The organism is Roseateles sp. DAIF2 (assembly GCF_015624425.1).
Lineage (GTDB): Bacteria > Pseudomonadota > Gammaproteobacteria > Burkholderiales > Burkholderiaceae_C > Kinneretia.
The window spans coordinates 1,590,495-1,612,944 of the sequence record NZ_CP049919.1; the positions used below are offsets into that span (position 1 = coordinate 1,590,495).

General features: G+C 70.8%; 21 protein-coding genes. 13 read left to right on the top strand and 8 right to left on the bottom strand.

What is annotated here, in order from left to right; genetic code table 11:
• Positions 1–33 precede the first annotated feature (33 nt).
• Positions 34–1,119, bottom strand: a complete 1,086-nt coding sequence (locus G8A07_RS07430; RefSeq protein WP_195796418.1) for a 4-oxalomesaconate tautomerase — start codon at positions 1,117–1,119, stop codon at positions 34–36.
• A gap of 92 nt (positions 1,120–1,211) precedes the next feature.
• On the opposite strand from G8A07_RS07430, the gene G8A07_RS07435 reads away from it, so the two are divergent.
• Positions 1,212–2,141 (top strand): LysR family transcriptional regulator, encoded by a 930-nt coding sequence (locus G8A07_RS07435; protein ID WP_195796419.1) that lies wholly within the window; start codon positions 1,212–1,214, stop codon positions 2,139–2,141.
• A 7-nt stretch (positions 2,142–2,148) separates the two neighbouring features.
• On the opposite strand, the gene G8A07_RS07440 is transcribed toward G8A07_RS07435, so the two are convergent.
• A complete protein-coding gene (locus G8A07_RS07440) occupies positions 2,149–2,808 on the bottom strand; it encodes a DUF4124 domain-containing protein (RefSeq protein WP_195796420.1) in 660 nt (219 codons plus the stop codon).
• 182 nt (positions 2,809–2,990) lie between these two features.
• On the opposite strand from G8A07_RS07440, the gene G8A07_RS07445 reads away from it, so the two are divergent.
• The 6 genes from G8A07_RS07445 (at position 2,991) to G8A07_RS07470 (ending at position 9,339) form a co-directional block, all read left to right on the top strand.
• The gene (locus G8A07_RS07445; RefSeq protein ID WP_195796421.1) at positions 2,991–3,983 is read left to right on the top strand and encodes a tripartite tricarboxylate transporter substrate binding protein; all 993 of its coding nucleotides are present in this window, start codon (positions 2,991–2,993) and stop codon (positions 3,981–3,983) included.
• A gap of 9 nt (positions 3,984–3,992) precedes the next feature.
• On the top strand, positions 3,993–5,321 hold the full coding sequence (locus G8A07_RS07450; protein WP_195796422.1) for an enolase C-terminal domain-like protein: 1,329 nt from the start codon (positions 3,993–3,995) through the stop codon (positions 5,319–5,321).
• Positions 5,322–5,398: 77 nt separating this feature from the next.
• The gene (locus G8A07_RS07455; RefSeq protein ID WP_195797649.1) at positions 5,399–6,307 is read left to right on the top strand and encodes a tripartite tricarboxylate transporter substrate binding protein; all 909 of its coding nucleotides are present in this window, start codon (positions 5,399–5,401) and stop codon (positions 6,305–6,307) included.
• A 34-nt stretch (positions 6,308–6,341) separates the two neighbouring features.
• A complete protein-coding gene (gene garL, locus G8A07_RS07460) occupies positions 6,342–7,124 on the top strand; it encodes a 2-dehydro-3-deoxyglucarate aldolase (RefSeq protein ID WP_195796423.1) in 783 nt (260 codons plus the stop codon).
• 18 nt (positions 7,125–7,142) lie between these two features.
• Entirely contained in the window at positions 7,143–8,051 is a 909-nt protein-coding gene (locus G8A07_RS07465; protein ID WP_195796424.1) for a 2-hydroxy-3-oxopropionate reductase, read from the top strand.
• A gap of 7 nt (positions 8,052–8,058) precedes the next feature.
• Positions 8,059–9,339 carry a glycerate kinase gene (locus tag G8A07_RS07470; protein ID WP_195796425.1) on the top strand — a complete coding sequence of 427 codons (1,281 nt, stop codon included), beginning with the start codon at positions 8,059–8,061 and terminating at the stop codon, positions 9,337–9,339.
• Here the strand turns inward: G8A07_RS07470 and G8A07_RS07475 are convergent.
• Positions 9,308–9,880, bottom strand: a complete 573-nt coding sequence (locus G8A07_RS07475) for a hemerythrin domain-containing protein (RefSeq protein ID WP_195796426.1) — start codon at positions 9,878–9,880, stop codon at positions 9,308–9,310. The two genes, G8A07_RS07470 and G8A07_RS07475, sit on opposite strands and share 32 nt — an antisense overlap.
• 142 nt (positions 9,881–10,022) lie before the next feature.
• Between G8A07_RS07475 and G8A07_RS07480 the strand changes: the two genes are divergently transcribed.
• Together G8A07_RS07480 and G8A07_RS07485 are read left to right on the top strand one after the other, a co-directional pair.
• The gene (locus G8A07_RS07480; protein WP_195796427.1) at positions 10,023–10,778 is read left to right on the top strand and encodes a Crp/Fnr family transcriptional regulator; all 756 of its coding nucleotides are present in this window, start codon (positions 10,023–10,025) and stop codon (positions 10,776–10,778) included.
• A gap of 98 nt (positions 10,779–10,876) precedes the next feature.
• Positions 10,877–11,707 carry an HDOD domain-containing protein gene (locus G8A07_RS07485; protein WP_195796428.1) on the top strand — a complete coding sequence of 277 codons (831 nt, stop codon included), beginning with the start codon at positions 10,877–10,879 and terminating at the stop codon, positions 11,705–11,707.
• A 13-nt stretch (positions 11,708–11,720) separates the two neighbouring features.
• On the opposite strand, the gene G8A07_RS07490 is transcribed toward G8A07_RS07485, so the two are convergent.
• Entirely contained in the window at positions 11,721–12,365 is a 645-nt protein-coding gene (locus tag G8A07_RS07490; RefSeq protein WP_195796429.1) for a peptidoglycan recognition family protein, read from the bottom strand.
• A 59-nt stretch (positions 12,366–12,424) separates the two neighbouring features.
• On the opposite strand from G8A07_RS07490, the gene G8A07_RS07495 reads away from it, so the two are divergent.
• On the top strand, positions 12,425–14,302 hold the full coding sequence (locus G8A07_RS07495) for a M48 family metallopeptidase (RefSeq protein WP_195796430.1): 1,878 nt from the start codon (positions 12,425–12,427) through the stop codon (positions 14,300–14,302).
• Between the two features lie 3 nt (positions 14,303–14,305).
• Here G8A07_RS07495 and G8A07_RS07500 read toward each other — a convergent pair whose 3' ends face one another.
• Together G8A07_RS07500 and G8A07_RS07505 are read right to left on the bottom strand one after the other, a co-directional pair.
• Positions 14,306–14,806 carry a DUF2938 domain-containing protein gene (locus G8A07_RS07500; protein WP_195796431.1) on the bottom strand — a complete coding sequence of 167 codons (501 nt, stop codon included), beginning with the start codon at positions 14,804–14,806 and terminating at the stop codon, positions 14,306–14,308.
• Complete coding sequence (locus G8A07_RS07505) at positions 14,799–15,665, bottom strand: class I SAM-dependent methyltransferase (RefSeq protein WP_195796432.1); 867 nt, start codon at positions 15,663–15,665, stop codon at positions 14,799–14,801. The genes G8A07_RS07500 and G8A07_RS07505 overlap by 8 nt, the downstream gene beginning before the upstream one ends.
• A gap of 60 nt (positions 15,666–15,725) precedes the next feature.
• On the opposite strand from G8A07_RS07505, the gene G8A07_RS07510 reads away from it, so the two are divergent.
• Entirely contained in the window at positions 15,726–16,181 is a 456-nt protein-coding gene (locus G8A07_RS07510) for a helix-turn-helix domain-containing protein (RefSeq protein WP_195796433.1), read from the top strand.
• A gap of 137 nt (positions 16,182–16,318) precedes the next feature.
• Positions 16,319–17,419 carry a serine protease gene (locus G8A07_RS07515; RefSeq protein WP_195796434.1) on the top strand — a complete coding sequence of 367 codons (1,101 nt, stop codon included), beginning with the start codon at positions 16,319–16,321 and terminating at the stop codon, positions 17,417–17,419.
• Between the two features lie 53 nt (positions 17,420–17,472).
• On the opposite strand, the gene xdhB is transcribed toward G8A07_RS07515, so the two are convergent.
• The gene (gene xdhB / locus G8A07_RS07520) at positions 17,473–19,809 is read right to left on the bottom strand and encodes a xanthine dehydrogenase molybdopterin binding subunit (RefSeq protein ID WP_195796435.1); all 2,337 of its coding nucleotides are present in this window, start codon (positions 19,807–19,809) and stop codon (positions 17,473–17,475) included.
• A complete protein-coding gene (gene xdhA, locus G8A07_RS07525) occupies positions 19,806–21,350 on the bottom strand; it encodes a xanthine dehydrogenase small subunit (protein ID WP_195796436.1) in 1,545 nt (514 codons plus the stop codon). The genes xdhB and xdhA overlap by 4 nt, the downstream gene beginning before the upstream one ends.
• An 89-nt stretch (positions 21,351–21,439) precedes the next feature.
• On the opposite strand from xdhA, the gene G8A07_RS07530 reads away from it, so the two are divergent.
• Positions 21,440–22,423 (top strand): LysR family transcriptional regulator, encoded by a 984-nt coding sequence (locus G8A07_RS07530; RefSeq protein ID WP_195796437.1) that lies wholly within the window; start codon positions 21,440–21,442, stop codon positions 22,421–22,423.
• The last annotated feature ends 27 nt before the right edge of the window (positions 22,424–22,450 follow it).

Consider the following 22,450-nt stretch of genomic DNA (forward strand, 5'->3'; position numbering starts at 1 on the left):
GAAGCCGGCCGCGCGGCCTGCGCGCGAGCGGCTTCAGGCAAAGGCGTAGGGCGGGATCTGCAGATGGCCCTGCAGGATCTTGCGAGCGGTGCGCAGCAGCGCGGCGCGTTCGATGCGCGCCTCGGCACCCTGGCCGCTCAAGGTCACTTCTACCTGGATGCGGCCCTGCGGATGCAGCACCGCGATCGCATGCCGCCCCTCGGCGAAGGGCTGTGTGGCGCTGGCGACGGTGCCGGGCAGGGCGAGCGCGGTGGCCACGCCGATCGCACCGGTCACCGCATGCGAGGCATGGCAGCGCTTGGGCGTGAAGTAGCGCGAGCGGATGCTGAGGGCGTCGTCGCCCGGCGCGACGATCACCGGCTTGGGAATCACGCTGTTCGACACGTCGCCCAGCCCCATCTGCCGGCCCGCGGCCAGGCGCAGCCGCTCCAGGCGCAGCAGCAGCGGGCGGTTCGCGTCCAGCTCGGCGGGCGTTTCGCGGCCGCTCAGGCCGAGGTCGGCGGCGCGCACCAGCATCAAGGGCATCGCGGCATCGATGCAGCTGACCTCAACGCCTTCGATCAGGTCGATGCGCTGGCCGGTCGGGAACACCGAGCCGGTCACCGCGCCCCAGGCATCGAGGAAGTTGAGTCGGATCGGCGCCGCGGTACCGGCCACGCCATCGATGCCGATGTCGCCCTCGTAGATCACGCGCCGGCCCGGCGTCTGCACCGTCACGTCGATGCGCGAGCGGGTGTTGACGTTGTAGACGCGCAGGGTGGTCTCGCCCTCCTGCGCCTCGACCAGGCCTTGTTCGATCGCGAACGGTCCGACGCCCGACAGCATGTTGCCGCAGTTGGGCCGCGTGTCGACCGAGCATTGGCCGACGCCGACCTGGGCGAACAGATAGTCGACATCGCAGCCCGGCTGCTGCGAGCGCGAGACGATCGCGACCTTGCTGGTCAGGCTGCTGCCGCCGCCGATGCCGTCGATCTGCAGCTGGTCGGCAGCGCCGATCGCGCCGATCAGCGCGCGGTCACGCAGCGCTTCATCCGCGGGCAGCCACTCGCGCAGGAAGAAGGGGCCGCGCGAGGTGCCGGCGCGCATCAGGACACAGGGCAGGGTCAGTGTTTGCAACATGGCCCGGATCTTGGGTCAGGGACTCATGCATGTGAATTGCGTAGTTATGATCGATTGATCCGAAATGAACATCAATCGAAAAGGACGCTGCGATGGCCGTCAACTTCGACCTCAACGATCTGCAGGCCTTCCGTGCGGTGGCCGAGCTGGGCAATTTCCGGCGCGCGGCCGAGGCGGTGCATATCTCGCAGCCGGCCTTCAGCCGGCGCATCGACAAGCTCGAAGAGGCGCTGGGCGTCAAGCTGCTGGAGCGCACGACGCGGCGCGTCAGCCTGACCGCGGTGGGCCGCGAATTCGCGCGCAAGACCCAGCTGATGCTGGATGAGCTGGACAACACGCTGCTGGGCATCCGCGGCGTCGCGGCCACGCGCATGGGCGAGGTGACGGTGGCCTGCGTGCCCTCGACGGTCTACTACTACCTGTCGCGCGTCGTGATGCGCTATCGCGAGCGCTACCCGAAGATCCGGCTGCGCGTCTTCGATGCCGGCGCCAACGAGGTGCTGAACCAGGTGGTGCGCGGCGAGGTCGATTTCGGGCTGAACTTCATCGGCAGTCAGGAGCCGGAGATCGAGTTCCAGTCCCTGCAGGAGGAGCGCTTCGTCGCCGCCTGCCGGCGCGACCATGCGCTGGCGAAGAAGCGCCAGGTGACCTGGAAGGATCTGTGCGCCTACGACTTCATCTCGGTGGCCAAGACCTCGGGCAACCGCCTGCTGCTGGACCAGGCGCTGGCCGGTGTTGCGCAGCGGCCCGAGAGCGTCTACGAGGCCCAGCATGTGACGACCCTCTTGGGCCTGGTCGAGGCGGGCCTGGGTGTGGCGGCCGTGCCCTCGATGGCGATGCCGGGCAAGGACCATCCGCTCTTGGTCAGCGTGCCGCTGGTGGAGCCGGCGGTGGTGCGCCAGGTCGGGCTGATCCGGCGCCGCAACCGCCAGCTCTCGCCGGCGGCGCAGCAGCTCTACGACTTCTTCCTGGAGATGAAGCAGCAGCCGGCGCGGCTGGGCCGCGCCAAGGCCGCGCGCTGAGCGGTGCTCAGTGGCAGCCGCCCTGCGGCGCAACGCTGGAGCCGGCGGGGCAGGGCGGCTTGGGCTGCTGGGCCAGGCGGCGCTGGCGCGCGGCGGCAGCGATCTGGCCCTGGCGCTCGGCCTCCAGGCGCTGCTGGGCGATGCGGTCGCCCTCCACCGGGTCGGCCGCGCTGTGCATCGCCTCGGCGCGGCGGCGCGCGTTCTCGGCATTGGAACTGCTCTGCGCGGCGCGCGCCTCGCGGCTGATCTTCCAGTCGTCCATCGTGTAGCGGCCCTGGCCCTTGCGGCACTGGAACACGCGGCGGATCTCGTCCTGCATGAAGCTCTTCTCGGCGTCGCCCAGGCTGCGCGAATTGGCGCGGACCTCCATGTCGCGCAGCTCCTGATCGCCGGGGCAGTCGTTCACCGGCGCGCGGTTGCCGGCCTCGGGCGCGGCTTCGGCGCTGGGCTGCACGCGCAGTGCGTCGATCACATTGCCCTGCAGCTGGCGCGGGTCCATCGGCTGGCCGCTGCCGGGGCAGGGGCGGTCGGAGAAGCGGGTGCTGCCGTCCTCGGCCCGGCATTTCCAGACCTCGGCCTGCGCGCCCAGCGCGGCCGTCGCCAGCAACAGCCCGGCCGCGACCCGGCGGGCGTCGCGGCGGTGGTTCTTCACCCACATGCTCATCATCTTGTTGCTCCCTCAGGTTCTTTGTCAGATGCCGACGATACCGGAGCTGCAACGCGCGACCGCGGGTATCCGTGCACCTTGCGTTCCGCATCACTAGTTGTATGATGACGTACAACAAGCCGCGTCAGACGGCTTTTGCCTTGGATGATCGACAGATAGACAAGCCATGGAGTGAGACGACGATGACGACGACGAAGAATTTCGGGCGGCGATCGGGCCGCTGCCGGCACGGCCTGACGGCCGCCCTGCTGGGGCTGGCAGGCCTGGCCGCCCAGGCCTTCCCGGACAAGCCGGTGACCCTGCTGGTGCCCTTCCCGCCGGGCGGCTCGACCGACACCCTGGCGCGCGCGGTGGCGGTCAAGCTGCAGGAGAAATGGGGCCAGACGGTGCTGGTGGACAACAAGCCCGGTGCCACCGGCACCTTGGGCACGGCGATGGTCAAGCGCGCCGCGCCGGACGGCCACACCCTGCTGGTCGCCTCGCTGGGCCCCTTCGTGATCGCCCCGCACCTGCTGAAGGCGGTGCAGTACGACGCGCTGAAGGATATCGAGCTGCTGACCGTCGCGGTGCAGGCGCCCAATGTGCTGGTCGTGCCGGCCGCCTCGCCCCTGAAGAACGTCGCCGACGTGCTGGCGCAGCTGAAGGCCAAGCCCGGCACGATGACCTTCGCCTCCTCGGGCAACGGCTCCTCGGACCACCTGACCGCCGAGCTGTTCTGGCTGCAGACCGCCACCGCGGGCTCGCACATTCCCTATAAGGGCGGCGCGCCGGCGATCACCGATCTGCTGGGCGGCCAGGTCGACGCCTCGTTCCAGAACGTCAACGCGGTGCTGCAGCATATCCAGGGCGGCAAGCTGCGCGCGCTGGCCGTCACCGGCGAGCGGCGTTCGGCGGTGCTGCCCCAGGTGCCGACCCTGGCCGAGTCGGGCGTCCGGGGCGCCGATGTCTATTCCTGGCAGGGCATTGCCGCCCCCGCCGGTCTGCCCGCGCCGCTGCGCACGCAGATCGCCCAGGCGCTGCAGGCGGCGCTGAACGATCCGGCGCTCAAGGCCAAGAACGCCGAGATCGGCATCGAGACCGTGGCCAACACGCCCGAGCAGGCGCAGAGCTTCCAGCGGAGCGAATTCGGGCGCTGGAAGAACGTCATCGAGACGCGCAAGATCACCGCCGACTGAGCCTACGCCATGAGCCCTAGCAGCCCAATCGTCAAGACCGTTCGCGTGATCCCGGTGGCCGGGCGCGACGGCATGCTGATGAACCTGAGCGGCGCGCATGCGCCCTTCTTCACCCGCAACCTGCTGGTCCTCACCGACAGTGCCGGCCACACCGGCGTGGCCGAGGTGCCCGGCGGCGAGGCGATCCGCCAGACCCTGGAGCAGGCCGGCGAGCTGCTGAGCGGCCAGCCCGTCGCGCGCTGGCAGGCCCTGCTGCAGCAGGTGCGAGACCGGTTCCAGGGCCTGGACGCCGGCGGTCGCGGCCTGCAGACCTTCGACCTGCGCACCACCATCCATGTGCTGACCGCGGTCGAATGCGCGCTGCTGGACTTGCTGGGCCAGCATCTGGGCCTGCCCATCTGCGAGCTGCTGGGCGAGGGCAAGCAGCGCGACCAGGTCGCGATGCTGGGCTATCTGTTCTTCATCGGCGATGCCGGCAAGACCGATCTGCCCTATGTGCGCGAAGACAAGGCCGGCGGCTGGCAGCACCAGCGTCACCAGACGGCGCTGACGCCCGAGGCCATCGTGGCCCAGGCCGAGGCCGCGCAGGCGCGCTACGGCTTTGCGGACTTCAAGCTCAAGGGTGGCGTGCTGGCCGGCGAGGCCGAGGTCGAGGCGGTGCGGGCCCTGAAGCGACGCTTCCCCGAGGCTCGCATCACGCTGGACCCGAACGGCGGCTGGTTCTTGCGCGACGCGATCCGCCTGCTGCGCGACCTGGGCGATGTGATCGCCTATGCCGAGGATCCCTGCGGTGCCGAGGAGGGCTTCTCCGGCCGCGAGGTGATGGCCGAGTTCCGCCGCGCCACCGGCTTATCCACGGCCACCAATATGGTCGCGACCGACTGGCGCCAGCTGGCCCATGCCATCCAGCTGCAGGCGGTCGACATCCCGCTCGCCGACCCGCATTTCTGGACCCTCAGCGGCGCGGTGCGCGTGGCCCAGACCTGCCGCGACCATGGCCTGACCTGGGGCTCGCACAGCAACAACCATTTCGATGTCTCGCTGGCGATGTTCACCCACGCCGCCGCCGCGGCGCCGGGGCGCCTGACCGCGATCGACACGCATTGGATCTGGCAGGACGGCCAGTACCTGACCGAGCGGCCGCTGCGGATCGTCGGCGGCGAGGTGGCGGTGCCGAGCGCGCCGGGCCTGGGCGTCACGCTGGACATGGCCGCGGTGGAGCGCGCCCATCGCCTCTATCTCGAGCATGGCCTGGGGGCGCGCAACGACGCGATGGCGATGCAGTACCTGATCCCCGGCTGGCGCTTCGACCCCAAGAAGCCCGCCCTGGTGCGCTGAACACCCCCATCACATACATCGGGAGACAAACCGTGCAAATCAAACGCGGCCTCGCGGCCTTCGCGCTCACCCTGCCCATGCTGGCCCTGGCCCAGGCCTGGCCCAGCAAGCCGCTGCGCATCATCGTGCCCTACACGCCGGGCGGCACCTCGGACATCATCGCCCGCGCGATCAGCCAGCCGCTGTCGGATGCGCTGAAGCAGACCGTGGTGGTCGAGAACAAGGCCGGTGCCAGCGGCAATCTTGGCGCGGACTTCGTCGCCAAGGCCAATGACGGCCACACCATGCTGCTGTGCGATGTCACCGCGCTGGCGATCAGCCCCTCGGTCTACACCAAGCTGCCCTTCGACCCGAGCAAGGACCTGAAGGGCGCGGCGATGCTGGCCTACTCGCCGCATATGCTGGTGGTGCACCCTTCTGTGCCGGCCAACAACCTGAAGGAGCTGGTGGCCCTGTCCAGGAGCGGCAAGATCGATTTCGCGGTCACCGCGATGGGCAGCGCGCCCCATGTGGCCGGCCTGGCCGTCGCCTCGCTGACCGGCGCCAAGTGGGAATACATCCCCTACAAGGGCGGCTCGCAGGCGGTGACCGACACCATCGCCGGCCAGACCCAGGTGCTGATGAACGGCATGCTCGCGACCCTGCCGCATGTGCAGGCCGGCAAGCTGAAGGTGCTGGGCGTCTCCAAGTCCAGCCGCGTGCCGCTGCTGCCCAACGTACCGACCCTGGCGGAGCAGGGCGCCACCGGTTTCGAGTCCGGCACCTGGCAGGGCGTGCTGGTGCCCGCCACCATGCCACCGGCCGCGGTGGCCAAGCTCTCGGCCGAGCTGATCCGCATCATCCGCAGCCCCGAGATCCGTGCCCGCCTGACGGCCCAGGGCGCCGAGGTGTCCACGATGGTCCCGACCGAGTTCACGCCCTTCTTCGACAAGGAGCGCCGGAACTGGGCCGCGGTGGTAGCCAAGAACAACATCAAGCTCGACTGATCCCTCGCACAAGCCTCACGGAAATCCCCATCACATGCCCACGCCCACCACCCCCTACTGCCCCTTCCCGAACAGCTTCCGCCAGCGCCTGCTGGCGGGCGAGACGCTGATCGGGTGCTGGTGCTCCCTGGCCAATCCGATCAGCACCGAGGTGCTGGGCGTGGCCGGTTTCGACTGGCTGCTGCTGGACGGCGAGCATTCGCCCAACGAGGTCAGCGGCTTCGTGCCGCAGCTGATGGCGCTGAAGGACAGCGTCAGCGCGCCGGTGGTGCGGCCCTCGTTCAACAGCCAGGTCGAGATCAAGCGCCTGCTGGACGCCGGCTTCTACAACTTCCTGATCCCCTTTGTCGAGAGCGCCGAGGAGGCCCGGCTCGCCGTGGCCGCCACCCGCTACCCGCCGCAGGGCGTGCGCGGCGTCTCGGTTGCGCAGCGTAGCAACCGCTACGGCACGGTGCCCGGCTATTTCCAGGGCATCAACGAGCAGATCAGCGTGATCGTGCAGATCGAGAGCCGCACCGGCGTCGCCGCGGTGGCCGAGATCGCGGCGGTCGATGGTGTCGACTGCGTGTTCATCGGCCCCTCCGACCTGGCCGCCGGCTACGGCCAGCTGGGCAACCCGCTGCATCCCGAGGTGCAGGCGGCGATGGCCGAGATCTTTGCCGCCTGCAAGGCCGCCGGCACCGCGGTGGGCATCCTCGCTCCGGTCGAGGCCGACGCGCGCCGCTACCTGGACATGGGCGCCAGCTTCGTGGCGGTGGGCAGCGACCTTGGCGTGTTCCGCGGCGCCACGCAGGCCCTGCGCGACAAATACAAGTGAGTCTTGAGAGGAACAGCAATGAGCAGCGAGAAGAAGTACAAGATCGGTTTCATCGGCCTGGGCATCATGGGCGCGCCGATGGCGGCGCGGCTGGCGGCCGGCGGGCACCCGCTCTTCGTGCACACGCGCAGCGCGGTGCGCGAGGAGGTCAAGGCCGCCGGCCTTGTCACCGTCTGCGCCAGCGCGACCGAGGTCGCGCGGCAGGCCGAGGTGATCTTCACGATGCTGCCGGACACGCCGGACGTCGAGAAGGTGCTGTTCGGCGAGGGCGGCATCGCGGCGGGTCTTGCCAAGGGCAAGACCGTCGTCGACATGAGCTCGATCGCCCCGCTCGCCACCAAGGACTTCGCCGCGCGCATCGAGGCGCTGGGCTGCGACTGGCTGGACGCGCCGGTCTCCGGCGGCGAGGTCGGCGCCAAGGCCGGCACCCTGACCATCATGGTCGGCGGCCGGCAGGCCGTGTTCGAGCGCATCAAGCTGCTGTTCGAGCTGATGGGCAAGAACATCACGCTGGTGGGCGGCGCTTCGGCCGGCCAGACCTGCAAGGTGGCGAATCAGATCATCGTGGCGCTGAACATCGCGGCGGTCGGCGAGGCCCTGGTGTTTGCCTCCAAGGCCGGCGCCGATCCGGCCAAGGTGCGCGAGGCGCTGATGGGCGGCTTCGCGGCCAGCCGCATCCTCGAGGTGCATGGCGAGCGCATGATCAAGCGCACGTTCAAGCCGGGCTTTCGCATCCAGCTGCACCAGAAGGACCTGAACCTGGCGCTGCAGAGCGCGAAGGCGCTGAACCTGGCGCTGCCCGGCACCGCCAACGCGGCCCAGCTGATGCAGGCCTGCGCGGCCCGGGGGGACGAGCAGCTGGACCATTCGGCCCTGGTGCGCGCGCTGGAGCTGTTGGGCAATCACGAGCTGGGACAGTCCGCATAATCGGGCGATGACGCAAGACCCTCGCGCGCTGCTGCGCCATCTCTACGACGTGGCGGTGGCCCGCGCGCTGCCCGACCGGGTGCTGGCGCAACACCTGCCCCCGCCGCCCAAAGGCCGCACCCTGGTGCTGGGCGCCGGCAAGGCCGGCGGTGCGATGGCCCGGGCGCTGGAGGCGGCCTGGCCGCGCGAGGCGCGGCTGTCGGGCCTGGTCATCACGCGCTACGGCCATAACCCGCCCGGTTACGCCCCCGAGCGGCTGGAGGTGGTCGAGGCCGCGCATCCGGTGCCGGACGAGGCGGGCCGGCTCGCCGCCGAGCGCATGTTGGCGATGACCGCAGGGCTGACGGCGGACGACCTGGTGATCTGCCTGATCTCCGGTGGCGGCTCGGCCCTCTTGAGCCTGCCGGCGCCGGGGTTGACGCTGGAGGACAAGCAGGCGATCAACCGCGCGCTCTTGAAGAGCGGCGCGGCGATCGGCGAGATGAACTGCGTGCGCAAGCATCTGTCGGCGATCAAGGGCGGCCGCCTGGCCGCGGCCTGCGCGCCGGCGCAAGTCCTGACCCTGCTGATCAGCGACGTGCCGGGCGACGATCCGGCGGTGATTGCTTCCGGCCCGACGGTGGCCGACGCGAGCAGTTGCACCGACGCGCTGGCGATCTGCCGGCGTTACGGCATCGAGCTGCCGCCGGCGGCGCTGGCCGGCCTGGAGTCGGGCGCCTTCGAGACGCCCAAGCCCGGCGACCCGCGCCTGGCCGGTCAGCGCCTGGTGATGCTGGCCACGCCGCAGCAGAGCCTGGAGGCCGCCGCCGCGGCCGCGCGCGCGCTGGGCATCGAGGCCCATATCCTCAGCGACGAGATGGAGGGCGAATCGCGCGAGGTCGGCAAGGTGCAGGCCGCGCTGGCGCGCGCGGTGGCGCGCCGCGATGCGCCGTTCAGCAAACCCTGCGTGATCCTGTCGGGTGGCGAGACCACCGTGACGGTGAAAGCCAAGGGCGGCCGGGGCGGCCGCGCCACCGAGTTCCTGCTCGGCGCCGCGATCGCGCTGCAGGGCGAGCCGGGCGTGCATCTGCTGGCGGCCGACACCGACGGCATCGACGGCATCGAGGACAACGCCGGCGCGATCGTCACGCCGACCACGCTGGCGCGCGCCGCCGCGCTGGGCCTGAACGCGCAGCGCGAGCTGGACGCCAACAATGCCTACGGCTTCTTCGCGCCGCTGGGCGACCTGGTTTCGCCCGGGCCGACCTTCACCAATGTCAACGACTTCCGGGCGCTGCTGATCCTGTGAGCTCCAGGCCGCGGCGTGCGGCCATCTCAAGGCCCATCGCGCGCTGCGCCTGGGCGTCCAGCAGCGCGGCGGCGGCGGGGAACAGGCCCTCGTCCTCGCTGCGCAGATGGCCGCGCTGCAGCACCAGGAAGCGGGCCGTCAGCCGGCGCAGCCGCGGCAGATCGTCCAGCGCGGCCAGCGCCGCGTCGAGAGGCCCCCACAGTTCCGCCATCTCGCGGTGCTGCTCGCGCAGCCGCGTGCACAGCGCGGCGGCCGCGGCGTCGCCGCCGGCCTCCAACGCCGGGAACAGATGCCGCTCCTCGTCCTGATGGTGCAGCGGCGCGGCGAGGCCGAAATAGCGCCGCACATCGGCCGCGGCATCGCGCGCGGTGGCATCGGCGACGCCGCCCTGCCGCTCCAGATGCACCAGCAGCCGCTCCAGCAGGTCCAGGCTGCGCACCACCCGCTCATGGCAGGCGGCCAGCAGCTCGAAGGGCGCGGCATAGCTGCCGCCGGGCTGGAGCGGGGTGGTCGGGGGCGGGGAGAAACGGATCGACGACATGGTGGCGCCATTGTGTCGCGGGGGCCGGCCCGCGAGCGCATCGGGCATTTGACGCAGCGCAAGGCCGGGCGAGTCGGCCTGCCGCAGGATGCGGCCATCCGATCCCTCAATGCCGTTTCGCCATCGCGAACCCCGATCCGCCGTGAGTAGCAGCGCCTATCTCGATGCCCCGTCCTCCGCCTATGCCGCCCCGGCGCTGCCGCTGCCCGGCGCGGCCGACGCGGACTGGGTGGAGCCGGCGGTCTGGCAGGCGCTGCTGGGCGGCGCGCGGCTGGAGCCGGGCGAGCTGGCGGCGCTGCAGGCGATGGCGCGGCTGCGCCGCCTGCCGGCCGGCGCGCGCGTGTTCGGCCGCGGCGAGCCGGCTTTGGTCCTGGTGGCGGTGCTGGAAGGCTCGGTGGGCCTGGGACTGGCGCGCGACGAGGCGGCCGCGCCCTTCCACCTGGAGCGCACCCTGCGCGGGCCGGCCTGGGTCGACCTGGGCAGCGCCTGGCTGGGCGGCGGCCATGGCCAGGACGCCCGCGCCCTGGGGCCGGCGCAGCTGGCCGAGCTGCCGCTGGGCGCGATGCGCCTGCTGATGGCGCGCCAGCCGGCGATGCAGGACCGCCTGCTGGTGGCGCTGGCGCAGACGGTGCGGGCGCTGTCGGCCGCCGCCCATGACCTGATGCACAAGGACGCCGAGAAGCGCCTGGTGGCCTGGCTGCTGCAGCAGGCCGGCGGCCAGTCGCAGCTGCGCCTGGCCGAGCGCAAGCGCGACATCGCCGCCCAGCTGGCGATCACGCCCGAGACCCTGTCGCGCATGATGCGCCAGCTCAAGACCAAGGGCCTGATCGCGGTGGCCGGCTATACCGTGCAGCTGCTGGACCCGGCCGGGCTGCTGGCGCTGGCCGGGACCGAGTAACAAGATTTAAAGGGTTGGGAAGCCGGCACAATTCCGCATGTGCGAGCAACGCCCCCTGCCTAGACTGTGCGGGCCCATTCCTCCAGGAGGCCCGCACCATGCTCGCTGCTGCCGAGAAATTCTTCCAGAGCCCGAACGCCCTGCCGACGATGCCGGAGGTTGCCAGCCGTCTGCTGCGCAGCTTCGACGACGACAACATCAGCATGGCCACCCTGGCCGAGCTGATCGGCAAGGACCCGGGCCTGGCGGCCAAGGTGCTGCGCCTGGCCAACTCGGCGCGCTACAGCCCCTCGCACCAGATCGCGACCCTGCAGGATGCCGCGGTGACCCTGGGCATGGAGACCCTGCGCAATCTGTCGCTGGCCACCTGCCTGGCCGGCGCCTTTCCGGCGGTGCGCGGCCTGGACCGTGCGCGCTTCTGGCGCCACAGCGTGACCACCGCCGCCTATGCCCAACTGCTCAGCCGCGTGCTGCAGATGAATGCCGACACCGCCTACCTGGCCGGCCTGATGCTGCGCACCGGCCAGCTGATGATGGCGCTGGCTCAGCCCGAGGTGGTGGCCGATGTCGAGGCCCATGCCGAGGAGCCCGGCAGCCGCTACTCGCTGGAGCAGCACCGCTTTGACTGCACCCATGCCGATGTCACCGCCTCGCTGGCCCAGCATTGGCATTTCCCGGCCGCCCTGGTGACCGCCTTCGAGGACGCCCCTGCGCCGCTGGAGCACAGCCCCTTCTCGCTGCTGGCCGCGGTGCTGCACCTGGCCGAGGTGCTGGCCGATGCGGCCGCCCATCATGACCGCCCCTCGGAGGCGCTGCGCCAGGCGGTGCCGGAGCTGGTCGAGCACCTGCACCTGGACCTGGACTACCTGGATGCCCGGCTCGCCGCGGCCGGCGACGTGGCCGGCGAGGTGGAGCTGATGCTGCACTGAGGTGGCGGGCGGTTCACAGCAGCGGCGGCAGCTCCCGGCTGCCGGCCAGGCGCGCGGCCACCGCGCGCCGCAGCCAGCCGCTCTGGACATAGGGATAAAGGTTCGCGCCCGGGCAGACGGTCCCGGCGCTGTAGTCCTTGTGCGCGCCGATGCGGTCGGGCGCCAGGCCATGGGTGGCGGCCAGGCTGGCCATCAGATCGACCACGGCGCGCAGCTGCGCGGCATTGGGCTTCACCTCCTCGAAGTTGCCCAGCACCATGACCAGCGCATGGCCGGTCGGGTCGTAGCCGGTGTTGGTGTCGCCGGCCCGGTTCTCGGGCCGCGCCGCGTAGATGCGGCCGTCCGGCGCGATCACATAGTGATAGGGGATGTCGGCCCAGCGCTTGCTCAGGCGCGACCATTGCTGCAGCCGGCGCAGATAGGCCGCCACATCGGCGCCCTCGGTCCAGGTCTCGCCCTGGTGGTGCAGGGTGATGTGGCTGATGCGCTGCGGCCGCGCCGGCGGCTCGGCCGGGGCGTTGCCGCCCCAGGCCTCGACGGCGATGATCGCGGGTGGGGTCAGGTCTTGCGCGGGCCGCGGGCCGGCGCAGGCAGCCAGTCCGATGGCGGCGGCCAGCAGGGCCAGCCGCCGCAACAGAGGGGAGAGGGGCGGGGTCATGGCGGGCATTGTGCCGCCATGGGCACAATCGCCGCGGAACGCAGGAGCTAGAGGGAGCGATGGATTATTCCGACTATGTGCACCTGGTGCGCACGCATGAGCAGGCCAGCCAGGACGACCCGCGGGCCTACCGCCGGCGCGTGCTCGGCTTCGCGCTGCTGGGCTATGCGGCCGTCTTCCTGCTGGCCCTGCTGGCGCTGGGCGTGCTGGCCTGGATCGGCTGGATGGCGGCGCAGGACCGTTTGCGCGGCTGGATGTTCTGGCCCGCGCTGGCCAGCCTGGGCCTGCTGTGGGCGACCCTGGTCGGCATGCGCGTGCCCTTCACCGAACCCGAGGGCCAGCGCCTGGCGGCCGGCGATGCGCCGGAGCTGTTCGCCGGCCTGGACCGCATCCGCAGCAAGGTCAAGGGGCCGGCCCTGCATGCGGTGATCATCAACGGCGACTTCAATGCCGCGATCGTGCAGCAGCCGCAATGGCTGGGCCTGGCGCACCGCAACTACCTGATCATCGGCTGGCCGCTGCTGGCGGCGCTGGAGCCGCGCCGGCTGTATGCGGTGATCGCGCATGAATACGGCCATCTGCGCGGCGACCACGGCAAGCTCTCGGCCTGGATCTACCGCAGCCGGCGCGCCTGGAGCGCGCTCAGCGAGCGCTACCGCGAATCGGAGTCGGTCGTCAGCCTGGCGTTGGCGGGTTTCGTGCGCTGGTATTTCCCGCGCTTCGACGCGCTCAGCTTCGCGCTGGCGCGTCAGGACGAGTACGAGGCCGACCGCGTCTCGGCGCGCCTGTTCGGCGCCGACGTGGCGGGCCAGACCCTGCAGGAGGTGGCGGTCAAGGGCCGGCTCTACGCCGAGGATTTCTGGCGTCTGTGGTGGCGCCTGGCGCGGCTGGAGAACGGTCGCCCGGCGCCGCATGCGCAGATGGCCAATGCGCTGCAGCATGTGGTCAAGCCGGAGCGGGTGCAGCAGGGCCTGCGCCAGGAGCTGCGCCAGTTGCCGGACCTGAACGACACCCATCCGGTGCTGAAGGACCGGCTGGCGGCGCTGGGCCAGAGCAGCGGGCTGGGCGAGCTCTCCGGCAGCAGCTCGCTGAACCTGCTGGGCAGCGCGCGCTCGCGCATCGGTGCCGCGCTCGACGCTCAATGGTGGCAGGGTGCCAAGCAGGACTGGGCCAAGCATGGCGAGCGCCTGCGCGCCCTGCATGCCGACCTGAAGGTGTTCCGCGCGCGCAGCAGCGTCGGCGAGGAGCTGAGCGTCGAGGAGTTGCTGCGCTGGGCCGAGGCGATGGAGGCGCTGAGCGACACCGACCCGAGCCCGCTGCTGGAGCTGGCGCTGCAGCAGGCGCCGCAGCATGAGCGGGTGCTGCTGTGGTTGACCCGCCTGCATGCGCCGCTGGGCCAGGGCGAGGCGCGCGTCGGCGCCTGGCTGGACCAGCTGTATCAGCAGCATCCGCAGCATGCCTGGCGCGCCGCCAGCCTGGCCCAGCAATGGCTGGACGCCTGCACCGCCGCCGGCCAGGTGCCGCCGGCCGAGCTGCGCCGGCTGTGGCGCGAGCGCCTGAACGGCAGCGAGCAGCGCGAGAAGCAATCCTGGGAGCGGTTCGCCGCCACGCCCTGCTGGGAACGGCCGCTGCCGGTGCAGCTGGACGAACCGGTGCTGCGCGAGCTGCGCGGCCTGCTGCTGCGCGAGCGCGATGTGCGCGGCGCCTGGCTGGGCTGCCAGGACATCATCACGGTGCAGCCGATCCGGCCGCATTACACCCTGTGGCTGCAATGCCGGCCCGGCCTGGGCCAGGCCGCCGGCGAGGCGCTGGCCCAGCAGATCTACGAGGCGATGGAGCTGCCCGGCCGCTACCGCGTCGTGGTGCTGGGCCTGCATGTCGAGAAGGACAAGCTGGAGCAGGCCTCGCAGCTGCTGCCGCTGGTGCAGCGGCGCTGAGGCTCAGGGCCCGAAGGCCCGGCTCAGCAGCCAGGCCGCCGCATAGAGCCCGAGGCCGAACACGCCGTGCGTGAGCAGGCTCTGCAGCCGCGCGGCCCAGGGCCGCGGCAGGCGGCGCGCGAACAGGCCGGCGCCCATGCCGGGCTGCATCAGCAGAAAAGGCGCGGCCACGCTGCCCAGGCCGACGATCAGGGCCGGCGCCAGGGTTGGCGTGCGGATCCAGTCGAGACCCCAGAACAGCGGCAGCAGGGCCGCGAAGGCAATGCCGATCGCGTAATGGGCGCTCCAGCCGACCAGGCCCTCGCCCGGCAGCGGCGCCGAGGCGGTGATCGGGCGGTGGCAGAAGCGGCCGCGCGGCAGGTACAGCAGCCAGCGGCCGACCAGCGCGTAGTCCAGCGCGGGCAGGCCGAACAAGCGCCGGCGCAGCAGCACCCAGAGGTCCATCAGCAGGGTCGCGCCCAGGCCGATCGGCAGCGCATGGAACAGCAGGGCCGTCTCATGCATGGCCGGCTCCCTGCGGCGCGGTGGCCTCGACCCACCAGCAGGCCGCGTTCAGGCGCACCTCCTCGCCCTGCACATAGGGCTCGTAGGCGCTACGCAGCGCGGCGATGACCCGCGCGCGGGTGGCGTTATCGGCCGCCGGCAGCGCCAGACCGACCGGGCCGAGCCGGCTCAGATAGGGGATCAGCTCCGGCTCGGCCAGGCGGCAGGCCAGGTCGAGCGGCCGGATCTCGACGCCGGTCCAGCCCGCGGCCTCCAGCAGGGCCTGCACCCGCGCGCGCTCGGCGAAGGCGAACTGGCCGGGCGCGCCCGGCTTGCGCGCCGGCAGGGTGGGCAGCAGCGGCGCCGCGACCTGCTCGGCCAGGGTCATGAAGGGGTTCTCCGCGGCGCCGCGCCAGGCGATGAAGCGCAGCGCCGCGCCCGGGCGCGCGGCGCGCCGCAGATTGGCGAAGGCGGTCACCGGGTCGCCGAAGAACATCAGGCCCAGGCGCGAGACGATCATGTCGACGCTGGCGGGCTCGAAGGCGAAGTCCTGCGCATCGGCGCAGACGAAGCGGGCCGCCGAGCCCTCCTGCGCGACGCGTTCGCGCGCGCGGGCGATCATCGGCGCCGAGATGTCGAGGCCGGTGCAGCCGCCGCGCGCGTCCTGGCGCCGCGCGATCGCCAGGGTGGTGGCGCCGGTGCCGCAGCCGATGTCCAGCACCCGGCCCGCGGGCCCGGCGCCGGCCATCACCGCTGCGACCAGCAGGTCTTCCATCGGCTGGAACAGCCGGTCCAGGATGGCCTGGGTGTCGACCCAGGCCTGGCCGGCCAGGCCGTTCCAGAGCCTGACCTGGTCGTCGTAGGGAGAAGGGGTGTTCATCGGTGGGGTTCCTCGTAATGGCTAGACTGTGCAACTTCAAGTCGACTTGAAGTCAAGCCCATGCGAGGCTCATCCCAGATGGACATCACCGAGGTGTCGCAGCGGTCCGGCGTGCCCGCCTCGACCTTGCGCTTTTACGAGGACAAGGGCCTGATCCGCTCGATCGGCCGGCAGGGCTTGAAGCGCCTGTTCGAGCCGGCGGTGCTGGAGCGGCTGGCGCTGATCGCGCTGGGGCGCGCGGCCGGCTTCGCGCTGGACGAGATCGCGCTGATGTTCGCGCCGGACGGCCGGGCGCGCATCGACCGCCGGATGCTGGCCGGCAAGGCCGACGAGCTGGACCGCACGATCCGCCAGCTCAGCGCGATGCGCGACGGTCTGCGGCATGCCGCCGTCTGCCCCGAGCCCAGCCACCTGGCCTGCCCGAAGTTCCGCCGCATCCTGGGGCTGGCGGCGGCGGGCGCGATCGGCCCGCCGGCGAAGCAGTCAAAGAAACGCGTGCCGCGTTCAGCTGGTTGAGGTTTGGACCGATCCGCCGCAGCCGCTGATCGGTGCAGTTGCCGTGTTGTGCGGTGTGCCAGTATGGCTTGGGCGGGCAGTTTGTTTACCTGCTGTTACGATTTGCGCATATTAGTTTGTAGGCAGGGAGGTCTCTTATGTCCATGCGGGCATTGCATGCGTTGCTGCTCGTCGGCGCGCTCACCGGCTGCGCGTCGTCCAGTCAGCTCTATACCAACGACAAGCAGTCCGAGACTCTGAAGTCCAAGAGCTTCAAGGCTTATCGGGAAGTACTGCTCATCCCTCCCAAAGAGGATCCTCGCAAGCTGATTCCGCGCGTGACTCAGGAGATTGAGGGCATGGGGCTGAAGGTCCGTTTGATGGACCCGGCCAAGCCGATTGAGGCATCGCAAGGGACGGGGTTTGTCGTCAGCATGGACGGCTGGTTGCTGACCTGCGCCCATGTGATGGGGGAACAGAAAGTGGCGACCATCACTTTGAATGGGCAGCGCCTGCTCGCCGATGTGCTCAAGATTGATGCCAAGGTTGACTTGGCGCTGCTGAAACTGCGCGATCCGATGCCTGCCGGCGCGACGGCATTGAGTTTCCGCGTCGGCACGAAGCCACCAGCGATGGGTGAAGATGTGTTCACCATTGGCTACCCGCTCAGCCGTATTCTTGGCAACAACGCTCGCATGTCGCGCGGCCTGCTTTCTGCTACGACGGGTTTGCGAGACGATGACAAGCAACTGCAAGTCTCTGCAGAGATTCAGCCGGGTAACAGCGGTGGTCCGTTGTTGGATCGAGACGGGAGCGTCATTGGCGTGGTTAACCAAACGCTCAACCCTGCGGCGGTGGCACAGAGTACCGGCGGCGCCTTGCCGCAGAACGTCAATTTCGCAGTCAAAGGCGCCCCGGTCTTGGATTTCCTGAAGGAGGCGGATAGCGCTGCTTTTGCTGCCCTTAAGTACGGTCCTGGCGCGGGGTTGGAAGGGGCAGGCAAGGCGGTGGTGAAAGTCCAGGCAGGAGAGGTCGGGCCCGACTCCGAGCGCGTTGACAAGATGGTCGTGCGTTTCTCCTACGTCAGCATCTGGGACCTCTGGTATCGATTCCGGATGTTTGCGCTGGCGGCCTTCGACTACGAAACCCAGGAACCCCTGTTTATCGCAGGCCAAGGGCATGACAACGTGGTCAGCAACGAAGACGTCGTAATCCGGGATACCCTGGATCAGTTCCGCAAGGCAATCAGCTCACGTTGAGTCCAGGGGCCGTTACCTCGGGCCTTGAGTACGGCGGCAGGAAACCTTGGCTGTCACGCAGGACTGGCGCCGCACGACGCCAGCGCGTCCAGCACCGCCTCGGCCGTGGCCGGCGCGGCCAGCGGCGGGTCGCAGCGCGCCGGGCCGGCGGCGGCCACCGCGTCCTTGATCGCCAGCAGCACCGAGAAGGGCAGCAGCAGCGGCGGCTCGCCGACCGCCTTGCTGCGGTGGATGCTGTCCTCGCGGTTCGGCGCATCGAACAGCGCGACGCGGAAGTCGATCGGCATGTCGTTGGCGGTCGGGATCTTGTAGGTGCTGGGCGCGTGGGTCAGCAGCAGGCCGCTCTGCGGATGCCAGACCAGCTCCTCCATCGTCAGCCAGCCCATGCCCTGCACGAAGGCGCCCTCGACCTGGCCGATGTCCAGCGCCGGGTTCAGCGACTGACCCACGTCATGCAGCACATCGGCGCGCAGCACGCGGTTCTCGCCGGTCAGGGTGTCGACCAGCACCTCGGCCACCGCGGCGCCATAGGCGAAGTAGTAGAAGGGCCGGCCCTGCAGCCTGGTCTTGTCCCAATGCAGGCCGGGCGTGGCGTAGAAGCCGTCGCTCCAGAGCTGGATGCGCTCGAAATAGGCTTTCGAGACCAGCTCCGCGAAGGGCAGGGCGCGGCCATGGCTGGCGCTGACCTGGTCGCCGCCGAAGCGCAGCTCGGCCTCCTGGCAGTCCAGCAGCCGCGCGGCCAGCGGCGCCAGGCGGGCCTTGATCTTGCGCGCCGCATCCTGCGCGGCCTTGCCGTTCAGGTCGGAGCCGGTGGAGGCGGCGGTGGCCGAGGTGTTGGCCACCTTGTGCGTGTCGGTGGCGCTGGCGCGCACCTTGGCCAGGCCGATGCCCAGCTCATGCGCGACCACCTGGGCCACCTTGGTGTTCAGGCCCTGGCCCATCTCGGTGCCGCCATGGTTCACCAGCACCGAGCCGTCGGTGTAGACATGCACCAGCGCGCCGGCCTGGTTCAGGTGCACCACATTGAAGGAGATGCCGAACTTCACCGGTGTCAGCGCCAGGCCCTTCTTCAGCACCGGGCTGGTGGCGTTGAAGGCCTGGATCTCGGCGCGGCGGGCGTGGTAGCCACTGGTCTCGATCAGGCGCTCGGTCAGCGGCTGCAGCAGGTTGTCATCGACCCGCTGGCCGTAAGGGGTCAGGTCTTGCCCGGGAGCGTAGAAATTGCGCTGGCGCACCAGCAGCGGGTCCAGCCCCAGGCGGCGCGCCACCGAGTCGAGGATCATCTCGATCGCCAGCGCCCCCTGCGGGCCGCCGAAGCCGCGGAAGGCGGTGTTGCTCTGGGTGTTGGTCCTGGCGCAATAGCCATGCATCGCGACATGGGGCAGCCAGTAGGCATTGTCGAAATGGCACAGCGCGCGCGCCATCACCGGGGCCGACAGGTCGGCCGAATGGCCGCAGTTGGAGATCAGTTCGATCTCGGCGGCGAGGATCCTGCCCGCGTCGTCGTAACCGACCTGCCAGCGGTAGTCGAAGCCATGGCGCCGGCCGGTGACGAGGAAATCGTCGTCGCGATCCACGCGCAGCTTGACCGGGCGGCGCAGCCGGGTCGCCGCGACCGCGGCCACGCAGGCGAACAGTGCCGACTGCGATTCCTTGCCGCCGAAGCCGCCGCCCATGCGCCGGCAGGAGACCTGCACCTGATGCGCGCTCCAGCCCAGGGCATGGGCCAGCAGCAGCTGCATCTCGCTGGGATGCTGGGTCGAGCAATGCACCAAGAGGCCCTGGTTCTCCTGAGGCAACGCATAGGAGATCTGGCCCTCCAGATAGAACTGCTCCTGGCCGCCGACGGCCCAGTCGCCCTCCAGCCGGTGCGGCGCCGCGGCCAGCGCCGCGGCGGGCTCGCCGCGCGTCAGGTGCATTGGCGGCACGACGTACTGGCCGGCCGCATGGGCCTCGCGCGCGCTCAGGATCGGGGGCAGCGGCTCGGCCTTGATCGCCTGCTTGGCCAGCGCGCAGGCGCGGCGTGCCAGCTCGCGTTCGGTCGCGATCACCGCGAACACCGGCTGGCCCAGGTACTTCAGCTCGCCCGCGGCCAGGATCGGGTCGTCGTGCACCAGCGGGCCGCAGTTGTTCTCGCCCGGCAGGTCGGCCGCGGTCAGCACCGCGACGACGCCGGGCTGGCGCCGCAGCAGCTCGACATCGACCGAGAGCAGCCGGCCATGGGCCAGCGGCGACAGGCCCAGCGCCGCGTGCAGGGTGCCCTCGGCCTCGGCGATGTCGTCGGTGTAATGGGCCTCGCCGCTGACATGCAGATGGGCGGATTCATGGGCACGGCTGACGCCGACCTGGGGCAGGGCGGTGGTGAGAGGAAGATCGAGCGGCTTGTTCATGATGCGGCGGCGCTCCCATGGGCGGCGGCCTGCCAGACGCTGGCCTGGGCGGCCGCCAGCGGCGCGTCGGGTCGGGTTTCCAGCCAGAAGCGGGTGAACAGATTCTGCGCCACCCGCAGCCGGTAGTCGGCGCTGGCCCGCAGGTCCGTCATGGGTTTGAAGTCTTGGGCCAGCGCGGCCGCGGCGGCCCGCGCCGTCGCCTCGCTCCAGGGCCGGCCCAGCACCGCGGCCTCGGCCGCCGCGGCGCGTTTGACGATGGCGGCCATGCCGCCGAAGGCGAAGCGGGCCGCGACGACCTGGCCGTCACGCTGCTCCAGGCTCAGCACCGCGCAGAGGGCCGAGATGTCGCTGTCATAGCGCTTGGAGATCTTGTAGCCGCGCAGTTGCACGGCGGGCGCGGGCAGCGGCAGGTGCAGGGCCTCGACGAACTCGCCGGCTTGCAGCGCGTTCTTCATATAGTCCAGGTAGAAGTCCTGCAGCGGCAGGCGGCGCTGCGCGGCGCCCCGGCGCAGCACGATCTGCGCCTCCAGCGCGATCAGGGCCGGCGCGCCGTCGCCGATCGGGCTGCCGTTGGCGATATTGCCGCCCAGGGTGCCGGCCTGGCGCACCGGCGGCGAGGCGAAGCGCAGCCACAGCTCGCGCAGCGTGGGCACGGCCTCGGTCAGCGCGCCCCAGGCCGCTTCCAGCGAGGCGGCCGCGCCGATCCACAGCCCGGGCCGGCCGTCGTCCAGCGGCTCGGGGCGGATTTCGCGCAGCTCGTCCACCGCGCCGATGTAGAGCAGGTCGCCGACATCGCGGAACTGCTTGTTGACCCACAGGCCGATGTCGGTGGCGCCGGCCTGCAGCCGGGCCTCGGGCTGGGCCTCGCGCAGCGCCGCGAAGGCCTCCAGGCTGCGCGGCGCGTCGAAGCGGTCGACGCGGCCGCCGAAGGCCGGGCTGGCGGCTTCGTAATGCAGCGGCTGGTCGGCATCCTGGGCACGCAGCGCCTGCAGCGCCGCGGCTGCGGCGCCGAGGCCCAGGCGCTGGCGCGGCAGCTCGAACATGCGCTGGCCGGCGTCCAGGATCGGGCGGTAGCCGGTACAGCGGCAGAGGTTGCCGGCCAGCGCGTCGGCCAGCTGCTGGCGGTCCGGCCGGGTGCCGGCCTCGCAATGCTGTTCATAGCAGGCCTGCAGGCTCATCGCGAAGCCCGGCGTGCAGAAGCCGCATTGGGAGCCATGGCAGTCGACCAGGGCCTGCTGCACCGGGTTCAGCGCCTGTGCGCCACCCAGGTCCTCGACGGTGAAGAGCGCCTGGCCGTCCAGGGTCGGCAGGAACTGGATGCAGGCGTTGACATTGCGCAACGCCAGCCGGCCGTCGGCGCCCAGCTCGCCGACCAACACCGTGCAGGCGCCGCAGTCGCCCTCGGCGCAGCCCTCCTTGGTGCCGGTGCAGCGGGCCTGTTCGCGCAGGTACTGCAGCACCGTGGTCGTGGTGGGCAGGTCGGTGACCGCGTGGATCTCGCCGCGGTGGAAGAAGCGGATGGGACGGCTGCTGGCGTTCATGGCGGCATTGTCGGGACAATCCCGTACCTTAGCGCGTCGGCTTCGAGTGAATATACGGCTCAACGCATGTTCTTCATCAGCCCAATCGTATGACCGAGCGGACCGACTTCGACAAGATCGAGCTTCAACTCGTGCGGGTCCTGCACACCGTGATCGCCGAACGCAGTGTTTCCCGCGCCGCGCTGCGCCTGAATAGCAGCCAGCCCGCCGTCAGCGCCCAGCTGCGGCGGCTGCGCGCGCTGACCGGCGATCCGTTGCTGGTGCGCAGCGGCAATGCCGGCATGACCCCGACCGCCACCGCGCTGGCCCTGCTGGCGCCGGCCGAGCGCCTGCTGCGCGAGGCGGATGCACTGTTCGGCCCGCGCGAGCGCGCCACCCGCGGCGCCGGCTTCGACCCGGCCAGCGCCCAGCTGAGCCTGAAGATCGCCGCCAGCGACTACCTGGACCCGCTGTTCCTGCCCGAGCTGGTGGCGCATCTGCAACGCCTGGCGCCCGGCCTGCAGTTGGATCTGCAGCCGCTGTCGGCCGAATACGACTACCGCGCCAGCCTGGCGCGCGGCGAGGTGGATCTGGTGATCGGCAACTGGCTGGAGCCGCCCGGCGAGCTGCACCTGGGCCGACTGCTGGCCGACGAGGTGGTCTGCCTGGTCGCCGAGGACCACCCGCTGGCGCGCGCCCGCGCGGTCAGCGTCGAGCGCTGGCTGGACTGCCAGCACCTGGCGCCGATGCCGCTCTCGCCCGGCCAGCCCGGCGTGATCGACCAGCATCTGGCCGGCCTGGGCCTGAAGCGCCGGGTCGCGGTGCGCAGCGCGCATTTCGGCCAGCTGCCCGAGATGGTGGCGCGCAGCCGCCTGGTGCTGACCACCGGGCGCCTGTTCTGCTCGCGCTATCTGGACCAGCTGCCGGTGCGCATCGTGCGCTGCCCGGTGGCCTTCCCGGCGATGGCCTATTACCAGCTCTGGCATGAGCTGAGCCATGGCAATGCCGCCCAGCGCTGGCTGCGCGAGCAGGTGCGGGAGGTGGCGCGGTCGCTGGTCGCCCAGGCGCCGGCCGCCGCCAGGGTCCGAGCCTGAGACAATCCGAGCCCCGACGAAGATGAC